The organism is Streptomyces violaceoruber (assembly GCF_033406955.1).
Classification (GTDB): Bacteria; Actinomycetota; Actinomycetes; order Streptomycetales; family Streptomycetaceae; genus Streptomyces; species Streptomyces violaceoruber.
Map to the genome: position 1 here is coordinate 4,007,284 of NZ_CP137734.1, position 16,399 is coordinate 4,023,682.

Genomic DNA, 16,399 nt, shown 5'->3' on the forward strand with positions numbered 1-16,399 from the left:
ATCCAGTACAGCGGGCCGACCCACGCACCGCCCATGGAATCGCTCCCGTCGTGGCCGGAGAAGAGCGCACGCACGGGCGCACGGCCACACATCGGGAGCACGCGGCAACAGACCGTACATGCACCGCAATTGAGTACGGACCACAATCCCGCCATCCGGAACAATGCCTCTTAACGCCTGGGATGCGGCGAACTACGCTGGGTTTACGAATGCCGCGTGGTTATGCCAGCGCGGCAGCCGTCTGTGTCGAGGGGTGGCGCATGTCCAGGGAGCAACGCGGGCCGAACGAGAAGCTCGGCGCCGTTCTCGCCCTCGCGGGAATCAGCAACGCAGGACTCGCCCGGCGCGTCAACGACCTCGGCGCCCAACGCGGGTTGACACTTCGCTACGACAAGACGTCGGTGGCGCGCTGGGTGTCGAAGGGCATGGTGCCCCAGGGCGCCGCGCCACACCTCATCGCGGCGGCCATAGGCCAGAAGCTCGGCCGCCCGGTGCCGCTCCACGAGATCGGTCTCGCGGACGCGGATCCCGCCCCCGAGGTGGGCCTCGCCTTCCCGCGGGACGTCGGCCAGGCGGTCAGGTCCGCCACCGAGCTGTACCGTCTCGACCTCGCCGGCCGCCGCACCGGCGGCGGCATCTGGCAGTCGCTCGCCGGTTCGTTCGCGGTGAGCGCCTACGCGACGCCCGCCTCCCGATGGCTGATAACCCCGGCCGACAGCTCGGTGGCGCGCGAGGTGAGCCCGGCGGAGGGCTCCGGCGCACCGCTCAAAGTCGGCCACAGTGATGTGCAGAAGCTGCGCGAGGCCGCCGAGGACGCCCGGCGCTGGGACTCCAAGTACGGCGGCGGCGACTGGCGGTCCTCGATGGTCCCCGAGTGCTTACGCGTCGAGGCGGCCCCGCTCCTCCTCGGCTCCTACTCCGACGAGGTCGGCCGCGCCCTGTTCGGCGCCTCGGCCGAGCTGACCCGGCTGGCCGGCTGGATGGCCTTCGACACCGGCCAGCAGGAGGCGGCCCAGCGGTACTACATCCAGGCCCTGCGCCTGGCCCGCGCGGCGGCCGACGTCCCGCTCGGCGGTTACGTCCTCGCCTCCATGTCCCTCCAGGCGACCTACCGCGGTTTCGGCGACGAGGGCGTGGACCTCGCCCAGGCCGCCCTGGAGCGCAACCGCGGCCTGGCCACGGCCCGCACCATGAGCTTCTTCCGCCTGGTCGAGGCCCGCGCCCACGCGCGCGCGGGCGACGCGGTGGCGGCCGGCGCCGCCCTGAAGGCCGCCGAGAGCTGGCTGGAGCGCGCCCGTCCCGGCGACAGCGATCCGACGTGGCTGGGTTTCTACTCCTACGACCGGTTCGCCGCCGACGCGGCCGAGTGCTACCGCGACCTGAAGGCACCGCGCCAGGTCCGCCGCTTCACCGAGCAGGCCCTGTCGAAACCGACGGAGGAGTTCGTACGCTCGCACGGCCTCAGACTCGTCGTCTCGGCGGTGGCCGAGCTGGAGTCCGGCAACCTGGACGCGGCCTGCGAGCAGGGCGTGCGGGCGGTCGAGGTGGCCGGGCGCATCTCCTCGGCCCGTACCACCGAGTACGTGAAGGACCTCCTGCACCGCCTGGAGCCCTACGGCGACGAGCCGCGCGTGGTGGAACTGCGCGAGCGCGCCCGCCCGCTGCTGGTGACTCCGGCCTGATCGCCCGACCGCCCGCCCCTGACGGGTTTGAGGGCATTGTCAGTGGCGCAGTGCACTATCGAAGCGGGAGGTGGGCCGGGAAATGGAAGAAGTGCGGGCCGGGCTCGTTCGGAGCACCGTGTACGACTGCGACGTGCTGGTGATCGGCGGCGGGATCGTCGGCCTGTCCACGGCGTACGCGATCACGCGCGCGGCACCGGGCACCCGGGTCACGGTCCTGGAGAAGGAGCCGGGCCCCGCCCGCCACCAGACGGGCCGCAACAGCGGGGTCATCCACAGCGGTGTCTACTACCGCCCCGGCTCCCTCAAGGCGCGCTACGCGGTCCGGGGCGCCGCCGAGATGGTCAAGTTCTGCGCCGAGTACGGCATCGACCACGCCGTCACCGGCAAGCTGATCGTCGCCACCGACCGCGCCGAGCTGCCCCGCCTGCACGCCCTCGTCCAGCGCGGCCGGGAGAACGGCATACCGGTGCGCGAGCTGAGCGGCGCCCAGATCCAGGAGTACGAGCCCGAGGTGCGGGGCCTGGCCGCCATACACGTCGGCACCACCGGGATCTGCGACTACGTCGCCGTGGCCCGGCAGCTCGCGCGGGCGTCCGGGGCGGAGATCCGCTACGGCGCCGAGGTGCACCGCGTCGACCGGCGCCCCGGCCGGGGCGTCGCCGTCCGGACCCGCACCGGGGACGTGCTCCGGGCCCGGGTGCTGGTCAACTGCGGCGGGCTGCACTGCGACCGGATCGCCCGGCTGACCGGGGACGACCCCGGCATGCGGATCGTCCCGTTCCGGGGCGAGTACTACGAGCTGGCGCGGCCGGAGCTGGTGCGGGGACTGGTGTATCCGGTGCCGGACCCGGCCTTCCCGTTCCTCGGCGTGCATCTGACCCGGGGGATCGACGGCGGCGTCCACGTCGGGCCGAACGCGGTACCGGCGCTGGCCCGCGAGGGGTACGGCTGGGGCGTGGTGCGCCCCCGCGAGCTGGGCGCGACCCTGGCCTGGCCGGGCTCCTGGCGGATAGCCCGGCGGCACTGGAGGTACGGGGCGGGCGAGCTGCGGCGGTCGCTGTCCAGGAGCGCCTTCACGACCGCGGTCCGCAGGCTGCTGCCGGCGGTGACGGAGGACGACCTGGTGGCGGCGCCCGCCGGGGTCCGGGCGCAGGCGGTGCTCGCCGACGGCACGCTGGTGGACGACTTCCTGATCAAGGAGGGCGCCCACGCGGTGCACGTCCTGAACGCGCCGTCGCCCGCGGCGACCGCCTCCCTGCCCATCGGCCGGGAGGTGGCCCGCAGAGCGCTGGCGATGCTGGCGGACCAGGCACCACCCGGCCGCCCGGCCCCCCGGCGGGCCGGCTAGGGGGTGTCGTTCGGATCAGGCCGGCCGCGGCCGACGGTGCCTTGTGGCAGACCCCGCGACCCCGGCAAGATCCAAACGACACCCCCTAACCGCGCCCGGGAGCGCTGCTGCCCTCGTACGAGCCGAGGCCCTCGATCAGGGCGACGAGGGCCGGGTCCCCCGCGAAGCGCTCGGCGTGGATCTGGCGGATGCGGTCGCCGGTGGCCGGGTCCTCGTCGTCGGTCAGGTCGTGGGAGACCATGTGCCGCACCAGTGGCAGCCCGATCTCGTCGACCCGCCGGTGCAGCGGGGCGTGCATGTACGCCCGGTAGCCCTCGATGTCCTCGACGGCGAACATCGCTCCGTAGTCGAAGTCGCCGCCCACGTCGCGCCCGACCGTCCAGGACGCGACGGCATCGATCTCGCGCCCCATCCTGCGGAGCATCTCAAGGGCTTCCTCGACCTTGTCCCGGGGTGCGTCGGGTCGCATGGCAAGGCGGATCTGGTGGTGAATCACGGTGTCTCTCCCCACGGGTACACGACTGTCGCTTCAACCAATCGCTTGCGTTATAGACTCTAACTACACCTACAGGCAGTCGCAACCACGTGCGCGGTCTAAAATCGACGCATTGTGTCTGACTCCCACCACACCCCCGAGGCCGCATCCGCTTCCCTGCGGCACGTCCGCGCCAAGGGCGAGCCCCGCTTCCCCGACGGGCCGAAGGCCGATCCCGCCGGGTCGCACTTCGAGCGGCGGATCCGCAGCTTCCAGCCCCGGCGGAGCCGGGTGACCGCCGGGCAGGCGGACGCGCTGCAACGGCTGTGGCCCCTGTGGGGGCTGGACATCGACGGCCGGCGGGTCGTCGACCTCGCCGAACTCTTCGGCAACGCCCGGCCCGTCGTCCTGGAGATCGGCTTCGGCATGGGCGAGACCACCGCCCGGATGGCCGCCGCCGACCCGGACACCAACATCCTCGCCGCCGACGTCCACACCCCCGGCCAGGGCAACCTGCTCGGCCTCGCGGAGCGCCAGGAGCTGCCCAACATCCGGGTGGCCAACGGCGACGCGATCATCCTGCTGCGCGAGATGCTCGCCCCCGGCTCCCTCGCCGGGCTGCGCGTCTACTTCCCCGACCCGTGGCCGAAGAAGCGGCACCACAAGCGCCGGCTGATCCAGCCGGAGTTCCTGACCCTGGCCGCGACCCGGCTCGCCCCGGGGGCCGTGGTGCACTGCGCCACCGACTGGGAGCCGTACGCCGAGCAGATGCTCGACGTGCTGACCGCGCACCCCGACTTCGAGAACACCGTGCCCGGCGGCGGATTCGCGCCACGCCCCGAGCACCGGCCGCTGACCCGTTTCGAGGGCCAGGGACTGGACAAGGGACATGTGGTGAACGACCTGCTCTTCCGTCGCGTACAGCACAAGGAGCCGCCCCCCAACGGTTAGGGTCCTGCCGTGGCCACCTGTCCCCCGTATCCGACCCATGTGCACCGGCATACGCACTGGTGGCAGCGGACCTGGGTCCGTTACGGCGCGCTGATCACCCTGCTCGCGCTCTCCGGCCTGGTGATCCTGGCCCTGGTGCGCGAACAGACCGGCACACAGGGGTTCCTGGTGGGGCTGGGCCTGGCGGTGCTGCCGGTGCCGCTGCTCATGGCCGCCTTCCGCTGGCTGGACCGGGTGGACCCCGGCCCCTGGCGGAACCTGCTCTTCTGCTTCGCCTGGGGGGCCTGCGCGGCGGCGCTGATAGCGATCGTCGCCAACAGCTTCGCGACCCGCTGGATAGCCACCGCGACCGCGGACCCGGCGAGCGCGGACACCCTGGGCGCCACGGTCATAGCGCCGGTCGTCGAGGAGTCCGCCAAGGCCGCCGCCGTCCTCCTGGTCTTCCTCTTCCGCAGGCGGGACTTCACCGGCATCGTCGACGGCGTGGTCGTCGCCGGGGTCACCGCGACCGGCTTCGCCTTCACCGAGAACATCCTCTACCTGGGCACCGCCTTCGGCACCGACCAGCTCACCGGCGACAGCGGCATCGCCTCGGTCACCGCGGCGACCTTCTTCGTGCGGGTCGTGATGTCGCCGTTCGCCCACCCGCTGTTCACCGTGCTCACCGGCATCGGCTTCGGTATCGCCGCGCTCTCGACCGGCCGGCACCGCCTGCGCCGGGCGCTGCTCCCGCTGGCCGGGCTGCTGCTCGCGATGGGCATGCACGCCCTGTGGAACGGCTCGGCCGCGTTCGGCGAGTACGGCTTCTTCGCCGTGTACGCGGCGTTCATGGTGCCGTCCTTCGGCCTGCTGACCTGGCTGGTGATCTGGACCCGGCAGCGCGAACTGGGCACCGTGCGGGCCGAGCTGCCCGCGTACGTCATGGCCGGATGGCTCACGCCCGCGGAGCCGTACGCGCTCGGCTCGATGCGGGCCCGCCGCATCGCCCGGCAGTACGCCCGCCGGCACGCCGGGAAGGAAGGGGCGCGGGCGGTGGCCCGGTACCAGGCCTGCGCGACCTCGGTGGCGTTCCTGCGGCAGCGGGGCCGCCGGGGCAGGGCGGGCGCCGACTTCGCCGTACGGGAGCGGGCGCTGCTGGACGTCCTGTGGCACCTGCGGGACCTCGCCCGCCCGGCCCTGGACCACGCGGCCCGCGCCACCGCCCCGCCGCCCGCGCCGGTGCCGCCGTGGGCGTATCCGTACGGCGGGACGCACAGCGCGTACGGCCCCCGTACGGCCCCCTGGCCCTACGCCCCGGAGGCCCCCTACGCCGCACAGGCCCCGCACTACCCGTACGTGCCGCCGTACCACCCGTACGCCCCGCCCGGCCCGCAGCGGCCGTAGGTCCGCGCCGCGACGGCCGCCCGCTCAGGCGGACGCCCGGGTGAGCCTTCCGACCTCGTCGTCCGTCAGGCTCAGCTCGGCCACGCCCAGCAGCGCCGGCAGCTGCTCCACCGTGCGCGCGGAGGCGATCGGCGCCGCCACCGTCGGCCGGGCGGCCAGCCAGGCCAGGGCGACCGTGGCGACGGGAGCCTCGTGGGCCGCGGCGATCTCGTCCAGGGCGGCCAGCACCCGGCGGCCCCGCTCCGTCTCCAGGTGCTTCGCCGCCCCGCCCGCCCGCGGGCTGTCCACCTCCGTGCCGGGCCGGTACTTGCCGGTGAGGAAGCCGGCCGCGAGGGCGTAGTACGGCACGGCGGCGAGACCCGCCTGCTCGGCGAGGTCGCGCAGTTCTCCCTCGTACGTGTCTCGGGAGACCAGGTTGTAGTGCGGCTGGAGGGCGACGTACCGGGCGAGGCCCTCGCGGTCGGAGAACTCCAGGGACGCCGCGAGCCGCTCGGCGGAGATGTTGGAGGCGGCGATGTGCCGCACCTTGCCGGCCTTCACCAGTTCGTCGAGCGCGCCGATGATCTCCTCGACCGGCACTTCGGGCTTGTCGAAGTGGGTGTAGTACAGGTCGATGTGGTCGGTGCCCAGGCGGCGCAGCGAGGCGTCGGCCGCGGCCTTGATGTTCGCGGCGGACAGGCCCGGGTACTCGGGGTGCTGGCTGACCTTGGTGGCGAGGACGACGTCGTCACGGTTGCCGCGGGCCGCGAACCACTGGCCGAGGACGGTCTCGGACTCGCCGCCGCTGTTGCCGTCGACCCAGGCGGAGTAGGAGTCGGCGGTGTCGACGAAGTTGCCGCCGGCCGCCGTGTAGGCGTCCAGGACGGCGAAGGACCGGTCCCGGTCGGCGGTCCAGCCGAAGACGTTGCCGCCGAGGGCGAGGGGGAAGACCTCGAGGTCGGAGGAGCCGAGCTTGCGCAGAGAAGTCATGTAGGGAGTCAACGACCGCGCCGGAGCGGGGGATTCCGGCAGGCGCGCAAAATCCCCGCAAACCGGCAGCCCTGGCGTCGGGGGGTCGCCGTCAGGACCGCCGGGGATCAGCGGGGCGCGCGTCGTGGGCGGGGCGGATCAGGGGGTGAGCCCCTTGCTCTGCAACCAGGCCATCGGGTCGATGCCGGTGCCGCCGGCGGTGTGGACCTCGAGGTGGAGGTGGGCGCCGGTGACGTTGCCGGTGGCGCCGACGCGGCCGATGACGTCACCGGTGGTGACCTTCTGGCCGACGCTGACGTTGATGGAGGACTGGTGCGCGTACCAGAGCTCGGTGCCGTCGTCGAGGGTGAGCACCGTCTTGTAGCCGTACGACCCGTCCCAGCCGGCCGACGTGATGGTGCCGCCGTGCACCGCCTTGAGCAGCGTGCCCGTGGGGGCGGCGAAGTCGAGGCCGGTGTGGTGACCGGAGGACCAGAGGGAGCCGGCCTGGTTGAACGTGGAGGAGATCGTGTACGAGGAGGTCGGCAGCGTGTACTGCTTGGCCAGCTTCGCGAGCCGTTCGGCCTCGGCCTTCTTCGCGGCCTCCTCCGCCGCCTTCTTCTTGGCGGCGGCGGCCTTCTCCTCGGCCTCCTTCTCCGCCTTGGCGGCGGCTTCCGCGGCCTTCTTCTCCGCCGCGGCGGCGGCCTCGGCGGCGGCCTTGGTCTCGACCTGCGCCTGCTGCTGCTCGGCCTGCGCCATGATCCGGGCCCGCAGCGACTCGCCGGCGCCGGTGGTGTCGGGGCCCTCCGCGCTGTCGGCGGCGACCGCCTGGGTGATGCCGCTGAGCGGGGTGGCGGAACCCTCGGGCTCCGGCTCCTCGTCACCGCCGGGCATGAGCGAGCCCACGTTCGGCAGGTCCGGCATGGAGATGGACACCGGGGGCTTGCCGGTCTGCGCGCTGGCCATGCCGCCCGCTCCGACGGCGGCTATGACACCGACGCCGAGGACGGTGGAGCTGCGGGCGAGTCCGCCGCGCTGCTTGGCCACGCGGTGCCGGCCGCGTACGGGGCGGATGGATTCCGCGGTGGGATTCCACTCCTCCCAGGGACCCTCTTCGGCGCGGTAGCCGTCGTAGCCGAAGGTGTCGGTGCCGTGCCCACTGGGCGCGGACGGGGCCTCGGGGGCAGGCCGGTTTGACGCCACGTGGGCGTACTCCTTTCCTTCCTTTCGCCTACCGGGTTAGCTGACGGGTTCGGAGCAGGAAGGTCTCCTACGGGTGCCTGCCGACCGTGTTCCCACGGCGGCATACGCCCGATTCACCCCAATGTGGTGGTTCCCCGGTTCCCTTGCGGGATTCGGCGCGTGCGCACGGAGCCGCCTTCTGTGACGGCTGGGACGACCGCGCTGCGTTATCGAACGTTAATAGACGCGAGGCTCCGATTCCAAGCCGTTCCTCTTGATCATTACCGAATACCGCCGGGACGTACACCTCACGGCCGGTGAAAACCGGGCGAGTTGACCCCGCTCCGGTATTCCCCTTCACGGCACTTTCTTCTGACGGTGTATCAGTTGTTATGCGGAGGGGGGTCGCACTGTCACGGCTCGTCACAATGATCATGGTCGGCGCGTCGGGGACGCCGGACGGCGAGCAGCGCCATGTCGTCCGCCATGCCGCCCCCGGAGTGCCGGCGCACGTCCTCGGCGAGGGTGTCGAGCAGGGTCGCCGGATGCGGGAAGACGCGGCCGGCCAGCCGCGCCTGCGGATCGTAGAACTCGCCCTTCGCGTCCCGGGCTTCGGTCAGTCCGTCGGTGTAGAGCAGCAGCGTGGCGCCGCCGGGGAAGGCGACCTCCTCCGCCCGGTCGGGCCACACGCCCAGTTCGCCCATGCCGAGCGGCAGCGCCGACTCGTGGGCGGGCAGCGGGCCGAGGGTCCCGTCGCCGTGGAGCAGCAGGGGCGGCGGATGGCCGCGGTTGACGATGCGTACGGTGCCGTCGCCGTGCGGGAGTTCGGCGAGGACGGCGGTGGTGAAGCCCTCGAAGGCGTCCAGCCCGTCGCGCCGGGTGCCCTCGCGCGCCAGCGCCCGCTCCAGGCGCTGCGCCACCGCCTCCAGTGTCGCCTCCTGCTCGGCCGCCTCCCTGAAGGCGCCGATCACGACGGCGACGGCGGCCACCGCGCCCATGCCCTTGCCGCGCACGTCCCCGACGATCAGCCGGACGCCGCGGGCGCTGTCCTGCACGGCGTACAGGTCGCCGCCGATGAAGGCGTCGGCCTGCGCGGCCTCGTAGCACACGGCGATCTCGAAGCCGGCGATCCGCTCGGCGGGCTGGGGCAGCACCGCGCGCTGGGCGGCCTCGGCGATCTCCCGGACGGAGACGAGGCGCTCGCTGCTGCGGCGGACCATGCCGTTCACGAGGACGGCGAGCACCGCGACCGTCGCGATGGTGATCAGCTCGGTGAGGGAGTCGACGTAGTGGATGACGCCCTTGCCGAGTTGCAGTCCGATGACCGCGACGACCACGGCGACACCCGTGAGCGCCGTGCCGCGCCGCGAGTAGAGCGGGGCGGCGACCAGGGGCGCGGCCGTGTAGAGGGGCCCGGCGGTGAAGTACCTCGGGGTGAAGATGTCGTACAGGATGGCGACGACGATCAGCAGCACGGGGAGCGCGTGCACGAAGGTCCGCCCGGCCCGCCGGCGGGGCGGTGGTCCGGAGGGCGGCACGGGCGGCGTCTCGTCGCCGAGGCCGAGACCCGGGTCGGGCACGGGGTCGCCGGGGAGCCGGCCACCGGCCCTGGCGGCCGCTCCCTCGTCGTCCACGTCACCTGGCCGCACCACTCGTCTCCCGCCGCCCCGTACGTCCGCGCCGCTTGCCGTCCCGCACTCCAGGGTTCCGGGGGCGGGGACGGGCGGCGAGCGGTGAGGGGCCGACCGGATGACACGCGGCACCTGCCGGAAACGCACCGAGGGCCGGAACCCTTTCGGATTCCGGCCCTCGGCCTTCAGTAGCGGGGACAGGATTTGAACCTGCGACCTCTGGGTTATGAGCCCAGCGAGCTACCGAGCTGCTCCACCCCGCGCCGTTGTGTTCACCACTGTACGTCATCCCGGGGGTGGAATGCACATCGGTATCTCCTCGCCCCGCTCTCCCTACCCCTCCAGGTGGCGATTGGGCGCCTTCGCCCGCTGCGCGTACTCGGCCAGTACGACGACGGCGGCACCCGCGGCGGTGAGCACCCCGCTGCCGTCCGCCCCCGCCACGAAGGTGTCCGGCTCCCGCCAGGCGGTGACGACGCGGCGCACCCCGGCGTCGAGGATGAGCCGGGCGCAGGGCGCGGGCCGGGAGGCCCGGCGGGCACACGGCTCAAGGCTGCTGTAGACGGTGGCGCCGGGGAGCCGCGGGTCCTCCGGGTCCACCTTGGCGAGCGCGGCCTCCTCGGCGTGTACGACCGGATCACCGCCCTCCCGCGAGTGACCCCGCGCCAGCTCGCTCCCGTCGGCGGCGACCACGACCGCCCCCACGCTGAACGCGGTGTCCGACGGCGGACACAGCTCGGCCAGCTCGCAGGCGAGCGCCAGCCAGTGCCGGTCGGCGGCGGCGACGCGGTCACCGGCGCCGGGTGCGGTCGGCAGGTACCGCATCAGCACCACGTCCTCGATCCGCCGCGTCTCGACCAGCCGCAGCCGCCCGCCCTGGTAGGCGCCGGGCCCGAACAGCCGGGGCGCGGCCGGGTCCCCCACGAACAGCGGCGCGAGGACGAGCTGGAGTTCGTCGGCGAGTCCCTGCTGGAGCAGCTGGGTGTGGACGGTCCCGCCCCCTTCGACCATGAGCCGCCGCACGCCCCGCCGGTCGTGCAGGTACTCCAGCGCCGCCCGCCAGTCGAGGTCCGCCCCCAGGGACACCACATCGGCACGGATCCCGAGCGCGCGGGCCCGCCGGGCACCGTCGTCCGTGGTCAGCAGCACCTTGTCCCCGCCCGTGTGCCAGAACCGCGCCGCCGGGTCCAGCTCACCGCTGCCGCTGACGGTGACCTTGAGCGGGTACTCCGCCCGCCCGTCCGCGACCCGCGCGGCCCGCCGCTCGGCCGAGTTCACCAGCAGCCGCGGATTGTCGGCCCGGACCGTCCCGCCCCCGACCAGGATCGCGTCCACGGAGGCCCGCACCCCGTCGACCCGGTCGAAGTCGGCGGGGCTGGACAGCAGGAGGCGTTCGGGGCCGGTGTCGTCCAGGTATCCGTCGAGGGAAACGGCGGCGGAGAGGAGGACGTGGGGAAGGGGCATGGGTGGGCACTCCCGGGAGGCAGACGGGCGGCGGGTTCCGGCGGGCACACACTAGGCGCCGCTGCTGCCGCTGCGGTTCACCGTGGCCCGTGGACAGGCGCCGCCCCCTCGACTCCGCCACCCGCGGCGCGACCGCGAGGCACCCGGTCAGCCGGATCGCGGTGCAGCGGACCTCCGCGTCCGGGGACACCGGGTCGTCCAGGACGCCGCGCGCCGAGCGGAGTACGTCCCGCCCGCCGGCGAGCTGCCGGACCTCCGTCTCGTCGGCGAACCGGGACACGAATCCGCTGCCGTCGCCGGGAGCGGGGAAGCAGGGCTTGCCCTCGGCCGACGGCCAGGGCAGCAGCCGTAGCGCGGTGTGCGGTGCCGTCACGCGGCCGCCCTCCGCGCACCGACGACGTGCCGGTCAGGTCGATGCCGAAGTCGGCGGCGAGCACGAGGGCGAGGCGGCGGTGCCGCTGTCGGTCCGGTTCCTGCTCGTGGGCGGCGACGCAGGGGCGGACGAGGCGGGGGGCGGCGCCGTCGAGGGGGAGGTGACGGCAGTACGGGGAGTGGTGTTGCGGGAGGCGGACGGGGGCAGGGGGCGGTGGGGCTGGGGGTGCTCCGGGCTCGGTGGCGTGGGGCGCCTGCACGGTGGGTTCCGGTGGCCGCGCAGGAGCTCCGCGAACGGGGGCTCATCGTCACCGTGCGCGGCAAGGAGGCGTTCGTCGTGGAGCGGCCCCCCGCCGCCGGATGACGAGCCCACCGGCTGACGAACCCGGCGGCGGGGTACCCGGCGCCCCATGAGCACCGAACCCGCTCCGCTGCTCGCCCTCGACCTGACCGGCACGTTCGCGTTCGGGCTGAACGGGGCGCTGACCGCGGTGCGGGCCGCCCGGCTGGACGTGGTCGGGGTGGTGGTGCTCGGGATGATCACCGCGTTGGGCGGCGGGGTCATCCGGGACGTGCTCATCGACTCGCTGCCGCCCGCCGCATTCCTGGACTGGCGTTACTACACGCTCGCCGCCGCCGGTGGCCTGCTCGCCTTCGCCGTCAGCAGGCACCTGCGCCGGCTGGAACCGGCGATCACCGTGCTCGACGCGGTCGGACTGAGCACCTTCGCGGTGATCGGCGCGAGCAAGGCGCTGGACGCCGGGCTGGCCGTCGTACCGGCGATGCTGCTGGGCGTGATCACCGCGGTGGGCGGAGGGACGATCCGCGACACCCTGGTCGGCCGGATCCCGACGGTGCTGCGCACCGGGCTGTACGCCATCCCCGCCCTGGCAGGCGCGGCGGTGACGGTCGCGACCACCGAGACCGGGCTGTACGGCCTCCCGGCCGCGCTCGGAGCGGCGGCGGTCTGCTTCCTGATCCGCATGCTCGGCCTGCACTTCGGCATCAACGCTCCGGAGCCGCCCGAGACGCGTCCGTCCGGTGGCGGAACACGGCGCCATAAGTAGCCTCGATGGAATGGAGCACCTCAGATGAGTGACACCGCCCGGACCGTCCTCGCCGGCCTCGGCTCCGTCCGCTCCGACCTGGAGGACCTCTACCAGGACCTGCACCGGCACCCCGAACTCGGTCTGCGGGAGCACCGCACGGCGAAGAAGGCGGCGGAGTCCCTGCGGCGGAGCGGCTACGACGTCACCGAGGGCGTCGGCGGCACCGGCGTGATCGGGGTCCTCGCCAACGGGGACGGCCCGGTGGTCATGGCCCGCGCCGACATGGACGCCCTCCCGGTGCGCGAGCGGACCGGCCTCCCGTACGCCTCCACCGCGACGGTGACCGACGAGGACGGCCGGGAACAGCCGGTGATGCACGCCTGCGGCCACGACGTGCACGTGACCTCCCTGGTCGGGTGCGCGCGGTTGCTGGCCGGGCACCGGGACGACTGGCGGGGCACCTTCGTCGCCCTCTTCCAGCCCTCCGAGGAGAACGGCGCCGGCGCCCGCGCCATGGTCGAGGACGGTCTCACCGACAGATCGCCCCGCCCCGACGTCGTCCTCGCCCAGCACGTCCTGCCGTACCCCGCCGGGTACGTCGGCACCCGCGCGGGGTCCTTCCTGTCCGCCGCGGACAGTCTCCGGGTGACCGTGCACGGCCGGGGCGCGCACGGTTCGGCGCCCCAGGCGTCGGTCGACCCCGTGGTGATCGCCGCATCGGTCGTCGTACGGCTGCAGACCGTCGTCTCCCGCGAGCTGGCCGCCACCACGCCCGCCGTGGTGACCGTGGGCAGCATCCACGCCGGCAGCGGCCCCAACGTCATCCCCGACCGGGCCGTCCTGGAGCTCAACGTCCGTACGTACGACGACGCCACCCGCACCCAGGTCCTGGACGCGATCAAGCGCATCGTCCGGGCCGAGTGCGAGGCGTCCCGCTCCCCCCGGGAACCGGAGTTCGAGCGGCTCTCGACCTTCCCGCCCACCGTCAACGACGAGGAGCCGACCCGGCGCGTCGCGGAGGCGTTCGGCGTGTACTTCGGCGACGACGCGCACACCGTCGAGTTGCAGACCGCCAGCGAGGACATGAGCGAGATCCCGGGGGCCTTCGGGGTGCCGTTCACGTACTGGGCGATCGGCGGCACCGACCCGGACCGCTACGCCGAGGCCGCCCGCAAGGGAACCGTCGCCCAGGACATCCCGGTCAACCACAGCGCCGCCTTCGCCCCCGTCGTCCAGCCGACCCTGGACACGGGCGTGAGCGCGCTGACGGTGGCCGCGCTGGCCTGGCTCGGCGACGGCGACCGGGCCGCCTAGGAACCGGGCAGGTTCGTACGGCTTGACTCTCCAGTGGCTGGAGACCGCAGGGTGGGCTCATGAACGGCGCGACGCCCCCGCACTCGATCGGTGAACTGTCGGCCCGTACCGGCGTGTCCGTACGGACGATCCGGTTCTACTCGGACACCGGACTGCTGCCTCCCACCGACCGCACCCCGGCCGGCTACCGCCGATACGGCGAGGCGGCCCTGGACCGGCTCCACCTCATCGGCGTCCTGCGGGAGCTGGACGTCGGCCTCACCACGGTCCGCCGCGTCCTGGACGGTGACCTGACCGTCGCCGAGGTCGCCGCCGCGCACGCCGACGCCACCGCCCTCCAGATCCGCGCGCTGCGGCTGCGGCACAGCGTGCTGCGGCTCGTTGCCCGCCGCGACGCCAGCCCCGAGGAGACAGTTCTCATGCACCGGATCGCCCGCCTCACCTCCGACGAACGTCGGCGCCTGATCGCCGACTTCATCGCCGCACTGGAGGCCGGCACGCCCCACGCCCGCGACGCCGCCGCCGCCCTGCGCACCGCCCTGCCCGAACTCCCCGACGAGCCCTCCGACGCCCAGCTCGCCGCGTGGGTGGAGCTGGCCGAACTCGTCGCCGACGACGGTTTCCGCGAGCGCATGGCCCGTGCGGCCCTCCCGCCCGCCGACGAGGACGTGTTGCCGGGGGTGGCCCCCGAGGCGGTGGCGGAACTCGTCCCCTTCGTCCGGCAGACCGTCGCCGGGGCGAGGGCGGCGGGCATCGATCCGGAGGGCGACGAGGCCGCCCCGGTCGTCGACGCCGTGACGGCGCGCTTCGCCGCCGTACTCGGCCGTCCGGACGGCCCGGAGCTGCGGGAGTGGCTGGCCGGGCGGTTCGAGGCGGGACACGACCCGCTCGTCGAGCGGTACTGGCGCCTGGTCTGGACCCTCAACGACTGGCAGGTCGTCCCCGGTCACCTGCCCTTCCAGCCCTGGATGGCCCAGGCCCTTCGCCGGCCCGGCCGGGTCAGCCCCAGTCGCCGTTGACCCACGCGAGCAGACGGGCGCGCTTCTTGTAGGAGCAGGGTGCGTGGTCGGCACCGGCCGTGTCGTACGTCTGCGGGCCGCCCTGGAGGTCGTACCCGTAGTCGCTGGGGCCGTACTCGCCGTCCCGGTAGCCGTCCAGGTCGTCGGCCCAGTCGAGGAGGCCGAAGTCCAGAAGGCCGAAGCCGAGGTCGAGATTGCCGAAGTACCGGCCGGGGTCGGCCGGTTCCACCGGCGCGGGACGGGCGTCCGCCCCGGCGGCGATCCGGTCCTCGACACAGCCGTCGGACCGCACCGGCTGGCCCAGCCACCACCCGGCCAGGAACACGGCGTACAGGGTGGTGACGACGCCGAGGCGGCGCGGGGTCGTCCAGGCGGGCATCCGGCGCTACTCCCGGCCGCCGTCGAACCAGGCCCGGAGGCGGGGGCGTTCGCCCATGTCGTTGGTGCAGGCGACGGCGTAGGAGGTGTACGTCAGGGACATGACCATCGGGCCCTGGGCCGTGTGGGCGTCCGCGAGCGAACTGCGGCCCGGATACGCCGACGGCGACGGCGACGGAATCGGGCTGTACGTGGGCGTGGGAGACGGTTCGGGGCGGTACCGCTCGGCGGCCCGGTCGAGGGCGGCCCGGTCGACGTGGCACTCGGGGGTCACGGGCTGCCCCAGGTACCAGCCCGCGACGAACACGCCGTAGACCACGGCGGCGGCGCCGAGACGGCGCGGGGTGACGCGGCGGGGCCGCAGGTCAACCAGGCTGTCGCCGGGGGGAGTTGGGCTCATGCCGGGGGACTCTACCCGTCGCTCCGACGGGCCCCGGTCACGCGCCCTCAGTCCGGGGGACGGAGAAGGCGCCCGCGGCGGCCGCCAGCACCGCGGCCGCCGCCGCCCGTTCCGGAAGCCGCGGGTCGGGATCGGCGCGCAGGAGTACCACCTGGTGGTAGACCGGCGCCGTGGCGGCGATCAGCAGGCTGCGGGCGTCCAGCTCCGTTGCGCCTCGCGCGCCTCGCGCGCCTCGTACGGGGAGTTCGCCCCGCGCGACGGCGCGCTCCACGAGGATCTCGCACTGGGCGTACCGGTCCGCCCACAGTCTCGTCTGGGCCCGCGCGGCCTGCTCGGAGTGGAACGACGCCGCCATCAGCGCGACGGCGAAGGACGGCCGTACGACGAGGGACTCCTGGATCTCCCGGTTGAGCGCGGTCAGATCGCCGCGCAGGGAGCCGGTGTCCGGCGGCTGCCAGTCCATCTCGCCGGCGGCGGCGATGACGTCGACGAGCAGCCCGCCCACGTCGCGCCAACGCCGGTAGACCGTGGTGCGGTGAACTCCCGCGCGGGCGGCGACCCCCTCCACGGTGAGCCCTTCGTGCCCGGCCTCGGCGAGTTCGGCGCGCACCGCGTCGAGGACCTGGGCGCGGACGCGGGCGGTACGGCCGCCCGGACGGCGCTCGGGCGCCCCGACTGCCGGCTCCGTCGATTCCGTCGAATCCGTCATCGGCCGTCCACTATCCGTTTGATCGATACGACTGGTCGTGCCACCCTCTTAACGCTACACCTGTCGCACTAGTGGTCCGCCGAGAGGATCC

15 protein-coding genes, 1 tRNA gene and 1 riboswitch are annotated in these 16,399 nt (G+C 73.7%); of the genes, 7 read left to right on the plus strand and 9 right to left on the minus strand.

Going from position 1 to position 16,399, the window contains the following annotated elements; genetic code table 11:
- Positions 1–260 precede the first annotated feature (260 nt).
- Both R2E43_RS17845 and lhgO read left to right on the plus strand, forming a co-directional pair.
- Positions 261–1,682, plus strand: coding sequence for an MFS transporter (locus tag R2E43_RS17845; RefSeq protein WP_003974859.1), 1,422 nt, complete (start codon positions 261–263; stop codon positions 1,680–1,682).
- 82 nt (positions 1,683–1,764) lie between these two features.
- Positions 1,765–3,033 carry an L-2-hydroxyglutarate oxidase gene (gene lhgO / locus R2E43_RS17850; RefSeq protein WP_319128934.1) on the plus strand — a complete coding sequence of 423 codons (1,269 nt, stop codon included), beginning with the start codon at positions 1,765–1,767 and terminating at the stop codon, positions 3,031–3,033.
- An 85-nt stretch (positions 3,034–3,118) separates the two neighbouring features.
- Here lhgO and R2E43_RS17855 read toward each other — a convergent pair whose 3' ends face one another.
- Entirely contained in the window at positions 3,119–3,544 is a 426-nt protein-coding gene (locus R2E43_RS17855; protein ID WP_329431398.1) for a Dabb family protein, read from the minus strand.
- Positions 3,545–3,643: 99 nt separating this feature from the next.
- On the opposite strand from R2E43_RS17855, the gene trmB reads away from it, so the two are divergent.
- Both trmB and R2E43_RS17865 read left to right on the plus strand, forming a co-directional pair.
- Complete coding sequence (gene trmB / locus R2E43_RS17860; RefSeq protein WP_003974862.1) at positions 3,644–4,459, plus strand: tRNA (guanosine(46)-N7)-methyltransferase TrmB; 816 nt, start codon at positions 3,644–3,646, stop codon at positions 4,457–4,459.
- A 9-nt stretch (positions 4,460–4,468) separates the two neighbouring features.
- Positions 4,469–5,842, plus strand: coding sequence for a PrsW family intramembrane metalloprotease (locus R2E43_RS17865; RefSeq protein WP_210985142.1), 1,374 nt, complete (start codon positions 4,469–4,471; stop codon positions 5,840–5,842).
- 24 nt (positions 5,843–5,866) lie between these two features.
- Here R2E43_RS17865 and R2E43_RS17870 read toward each other — a convergent pair whose 3' ends face one another.
- The 5 genes from R2E43_RS17870 to R2E43_RS17890 all read right to left on the minus strand — a co-directional run bounded on the left by R2E43_RS17870 (position 5,867) and on the right by R2E43_RS17890 (position 11,067).
- Complete coding sequence (locus tag R2E43_RS17870; protein WP_030872475.1) at positions 5,867–6,811, minus strand: aldo/keto reductase; 945 nt, start codon at positions 6,809–6,811, stop codon at positions 5,867–5,869.
- A 138-nt stretch (positions 6,812–6,949) separates the two neighbouring features.
- Positions 6,950–7,993 (minus strand): M23 family metallopeptidase, encoded by a 1,044-nt coding sequence (locus R2E43_RS17875; RefSeq protein ID WP_011029440.1) that lies wholly within the window; start codon positions 7,991–7,993, stop codon positions 6,950–6,952.
- Positions 7,994–8,003: 10 nt separating this feature from the next.
- A riboswitch (cyclic di-AMP (ydaO/yuaA leader) is annotated at positions 8,004–8,161 on the minus strand.
- A 224-nt stretch (positions 8,162–8,385) separates the two neighbouring features.
- Positions 8,386–9,621: a PP2C family protein-serine/threonine phosphatase gene (locus R2E43_RS17880; protein ID WP_016326766.1), complete on the minus strand. Its 1,236-nt coding sequence runs from the start codon at positions 9,619–9,621 to the stop codon at positions 8,386–8,388.
- Positions 9,622–9,792: 171 nt separating this feature from the next.
- Positions 9,793–9,866 (minus strand) — tRNA-Met (locus R2E43_RS17885).
- Between the two features lie 70 nt (positions 9,867–9,936).
- Positions 9,937–11,067, minus strand: coding sequence for a dihydrofolate reductase family protein (locus tag R2E43_RS17890; protein ID WP_332056353.1), 1,131 nt, complete (start codon positions 11,065–11,067; stop codon positions 9,937–9,939).
- A gap of 782 nt (positions 11,068–11,849) precedes the next feature.
- On the opposite strand from R2E43_RS17890, the gene R2E43_RS17895 reads away from it, so the two are divergent.
- From R2E43_RS17895 to R2E43_RS17905, 3 genes are read left to right on the plus strand one after another with little or no spacing between them, the layout of a single operon-like run.
- Complete coding sequence (locus tag R2E43_RS17895; protein WP_193485314.1) at positions 11,850–12,506, plus strand: trimeric intracellular cation channel family protein; 657 nt, start codon at positions 11,850–11,852, stop codon at positions 12,504–12,506.
- A 24-nt stretch (positions 12,507–12,530) separates the two neighbouring features.
- Positions 12,531–13,802 (plus strand): M20 family metallopeptidase, encoded by a 1,272-nt coding sequence (locus R2E43_RS17900; protein WP_136209222.1) that lies wholly within the window; start codon positions 12,531–12,533, stop codon positions 13,800–13,802.
- Between the two features lie 59 nt (positions 13,803–13,861).
- Entirely contained in the window at positions 13,862–14,821 is a 960-nt protein-coding gene (locus tag R2E43_RS17905) for a MerR family transcriptional regulator (RefSeq protein ID WP_003974871.1), read from the plus strand.
- Here R2E43_RS17905 and R2E43_RS17910 read toward each other — a convergent pair.
- Genes R2E43_RS17910 through R2E43_RS17920 form a run of 3 tightly spaced genes read right to left on the minus strand, consistent with a single transcriptional unit; the run spans position 14,802 to position 16,308 of the window.
- Positions 14,802–15,200, minus strand: a complete 399-nt coding sequence (locus R2E43_RS17910; protein ID WP_003974872.1) for a hypothetical protein — start codon at positions 15,198–15,200, stop codon at positions 14,802–14,804. The two genes, R2E43_RS17905 and R2E43_RS17910, sit on opposite strands and share 20 nt — an antisense overlap.
- 6 nt (positions 15,201–15,206) lie before the next feature.
- Entirely contained in the window at positions 15,207–15,599 is a 393-nt protein-coding gene (locus tag R2E43_RS17915) for a hypothetical protein (protein WP_003974873.1), read from the minus strand.
- Positions 15,600–15,636: 37 nt separating this feature from the next.
- Positions 15,637–16,308: a TetR/AcrR family transcriptional regulator gene (locus R2E43_RS17920; RefSeq protein ID WP_210985140.1), complete on the minus strand. Its 672-nt coding sequence runs from the start codon at positions 16,306–16,308 to the stop codon at positions 15,637–15,639.
- Between the last annotated feature and the right edge of the window lie 91 nt (positions 16,309–16,399).

Bases quoted from the DNA above. Each gene is read 5' to 3' on its own strand.
- R2E43_RS17890 (WP_332056353.1), bottom strand. From the start codon at position 11,067: ATGCCCCTTCCCCACGTCCTCCTCTCCGCCGCCGTTTCCCTCGACGGA.
- R2E43_RS17900 (WP_136209222.1), top strand. From the start codon at position 12,531: ATGAGTGACACCGCCCGGACCGTCCTCGCCGGCCTCGGCTCCGTCCGC.
- R2E43_RS17845 (WP_003974859.1), top strand. From the start codon at position 261: ATGTCCAGGGAGCAACGCGGGCCGAACGAGAAGCTCGGCGCCGTTCTC.
- R2E43_RS17895 (WP_193485314.1), top strand. From the start codon at position 11,850: ATGAGCACCGAACCCGCTCCGCTGCTCGCCCTCGACCTGACCGGCACG.
- R2E43_RS17920 (WP_210985140.1), bottom strand. From the start codon at position 16,308: ATGACGGATTCGACGGAATCGACGGAGCCGGCAGTCGGGGCGCCCGAG.
- R2E43_RS17905 (WP_003974871.1), top strand. From the start codon at position 13,862: ATGAACGGCGCGACGCCCCCGCACTCGATCGGTGAACTGTCGGCCCGT.
- R2E43_RS17915 (WP_003974873.1), bottom strand. From the start codon at position 15,599: ATGAGCCCAACTCCCCCCGGCGACAGCCTGGTTGACCTGCGGCCCCGC.
- R2E43_RS17870 (WP_030872475.1), bottom strand. From the start codon at position 6,811: ATGACTTCTCTGCGCAAGCTCGGCTCCTCCGACCTCGAGGTCTTCCCC.
- R2E43_RS17910 (WP_003974872.1), bottom strand. From the start codon at position 15,200: ATGCCCGCCTGGACGACCCCGCGCCGCCTCGGCGTCGTCACCACCCTG.
- lhgO (WP_319128934.1), top strand. From the start codon at position 1,765: ATGGAAGAAGTGCGGGCCGGGCTCGTTCGGAGCACCGTGTACGACTGC.